2 protein-coding genes and 1 pseudogene are annotated in these 2,847 nt (G+C 42.1%); all 3 read left to right on the forward strand.

Annotation, left to right across the window (positions count from 1 at the left end; genetic code table 11):
- Window positions 1-62: 62 nt before the first annotated feature.
- Window positions 63-368 (forward strand): pentapeptide repeat-containing protein, encoded by a 306-nt coding sequence (locus VB775_RS15665; RefSeq protein WP_416235816.1) that lies wholly within the window; start codon window positions 63-65, stop codon window positions 366-368.
- Between the two features lie 200 nt (window positions 369-568).
- Window positions 569-1,327: a nucleotide exchange factor GrpE gene (gene grpE, locus VB775_RS15670; RefSeq protein WP_281006502.1), complete on the forward strand. Its 759-nt coding sequence runs from the start codon at window positions 569-571 to the stop codon at window positions 1,325-1,327.
- A gap of 114 nt (window positions 1,328-1,441) precedes the next feature.
- Window positions 1,442-2,722, forward strand: a pseudogene (gene dnaK, locus VB775_RS15675) (molecular chaperone DnaK); the annotation flags it as partial.
- Between the last annotated feature and the right edge of the window lie 125 nt (window positions 2,723-2,847).

The following is a 2,847-nucleotide window of genomic DNA, read 5'->3' on the forward strand; positions in this document are numbered from 1 at the left end:
TTTCAGGATGCTATTTCTTCATGTATTGAGAACGCTCATATTAACCATAAAAAAGAACTGCTATCGCTACTCACTCTCCGTTTCCAAAATCTCAAAAAAGCTCAGATTATACCCGTTTAAAGTATAATCTTAGTTTTGCTAACCTAACCGCATCAAAATTAATTTTGATCGAGTTTGCTGGTACAAATCTTAATGGTGCAAATTTCCGTAATGCGATCGTCGAAAATATTGGCAGCATTGAAGCCGCCGATTTTACTAACGCCTTAAATTTGGCTCCTAAGATTCGCACATATTTTTGCTCTTTAGCCTCTGGCAACGTTGCTGAAACTGGACTCTCTACAAAATCAACTCTTAATTGTTTGCCATAAATAAAAGCGGCGCTTCGCGCTAACTTCATTTCAGCGAGAATTTCCATATTTATGCCACTATATGCCGCTAACGGCTATACGTTGTCTCAGATAAAGAGTAAAATCGAAATGACTGACAAAAATCGTCAAAACTAAAACTTAAATTTTAACTCTTAGCAATTTACTGCTAGTCTAAAAAGCGCTAAAAGAGTATCACCGTAATGATCGAAGAAGAAAACATCCTCAGTTCTGACGACCTCATCGACGAAGATGATGAGGTTCTTGAGTCACGGTTGCAACAACTTGCCGCCGAAGAATTAAATCAAACCTCAAATCCAGTTATATCCAAAGCAGAAGGCTCTCCAGCATCTGCAAGCACAGCGAGCGAGCCAAAACCTGACGCAAGTAAAGCAAATGCAGCCGCAGCCGCAACGCTAGAAAAAATTAATGGTTTAATTGCTGAGTCAACCTCACTGAGAGAGCAATTAGACGATCGCAAACAGCAGTACTTGCGACTATATGCTGACTTCGAGAATTTTCGCAAACGTACCGAGCGTGATAAAGAAGACCAAGAAGGCACAATTACATCCAAGATTCTTAAAAAAATTCTGCCTGTAGTCGATGACTTTGAACGCGCACAGTTGCAGATCTCTCCAAAAACTGACGGGGAAGCTTCAATTCATAAAAGTTATCAATCTGTATATAAACAATTGCTAAAATGCCTCAAAGAGACTGGGGTCGTAAGGATGGAGTGTGTTGGGCAAGAATTTGACCCCAATTTCCATGAAGCAATTATGCAAGAACCTTCAACCGAATATGATGAAGGTCTCATCACCGAAGAATTACGCCCAGGCTATCTAGTCAGCGATGATCGTGTCCTACGTCATTCACTAGTCAAAGTGTCCTCAGGTAAAATTGGTGGCGATAGTAATACGTCTTCAGACGAGACTTCTGAAAATAGCTCTAGCGAACCTAGTTAAGCTAAATATTTCAAGATGCGATCGCGATTGCATCTTGAAATGCATTCTTAGGGTACATTATTCAGAAATTCATTAAGCTAAACTTTAAAAAAGCTTTTAACGGAACTGGCGATTATGTCGAAAGTAATTGGGATCGACCTTGGTACGACAAACAGTTGTGTTTCGGTTTTAGAGGGTGGTAAGCCTGTTGTCATCTCTAGTGCAGAGGGGGGGCGCACCACACCGAGTATTGTCGCTTTTGTCAAAGACAGTAGCGAGCGGATCGTTGGACAGGTCGCTAAGCGCCAATCCGTAACCAACTCAGTCAATACGGTTTATAGTATCAAGCGTTTTATTGGTCGTGGCTGGGATGAAACTAAGACAGAGCGTCACCGCGTTCCTTACACAGCGGTCAAAGGCAAAGACGATACTGTTGATGTTCAGATTGGCGATAAAACTTATACGCCCCAAGAAATTTCAGCAATGATTCTGCAAAAGCTAAAGCAGGATGCTGAAAACTATTTAGGCGAAGATGTCACTCAAGCTGTTATTACTGTACCTGCTTACTTTACTGATACTCAGCGCCAAGCGACCAAAGATGCTGGGGCAATTTCGGGCATGGAAGTGCTACGGATTGTCAATGAGCCGACAGCCGCAGCACTTGCCTATGGATTGGACAAGCAGGATCAAGATCAGATTGTTTTAGTATTTGACCTTGGCGGCGGTACATTCGATGTGTCAGTACTGCAACTCGGTGATGGCATTTTTGAAGTTAAGGCAACGTCAGGAAATAATCACCTTGGTGGTGACGACTTTGACGCAATGATTGTGGATTGGTTAGTTGCTGACTTTAAACAAAAAGAAGGAATTGACTTAGCTGCTGATAAAACTGCTTTGCAACGACTCAAAGAAGCTGCTGAAAAAGCCAAGATTGAACTTTCTAGCGCTCCCTCAACCTTGATCAGTTTGCCGTTTATTGCTGCGGATGAGGCAGGGCCTAAAACGATTGAACTAGATTTTACTCGTTCCAAGTTTGATGAAATTACATCACCTTTAGTCAAGGCAACTCTCGAACCGACTGCCCAAGCTTTGAAGGATGCAGGACTATTACCTAAAGAGATTAATCGGATCATTTTGGTTGGTGGCTCAACTCGGATTCCTTCAGTTCAAGAAGCAATATCCAGATTTTTCGACGGTAAAAAGCCTGATCAGTCAGTTAATCCTGATGAAGCTGTAGCGATCGGCGCAGCAGTGCAAGCGGGGATCTTAGGCGGTGAAGTTAAGGATCTCCTATTACTGGACGTAATTCCCCTCTCAATTGGTCTAGAAACTCAAGGCGGTGTATTTACGAAGAACCTAGAACGTAACACCACCATCCCCACTAGCAAGTCCCAAATTTTCTCCACAGCCGTTGATATACTTTAAACGGGTATAATCTGAGCTTTTTTGAGATTTTGGAAACGGAGAGTGAGTAGCGATAGCAGTTCTTTTTTATGGTTAATATGAGCGTTCTCAATACATGAAGAAATAGCATCCTGAAA

It is taken from the genome of Pseudanabaena sp. CCNP1317 (genome assembly GCF_034931345.1).
GTDB classification, from domain to species: Bacteria; Cyanobacteriota; Cyanobacteriia; order Pseudanabaenales; family Pseudanabaenaceae; genus Pseudanabaena; species Pseudanabaena galeata.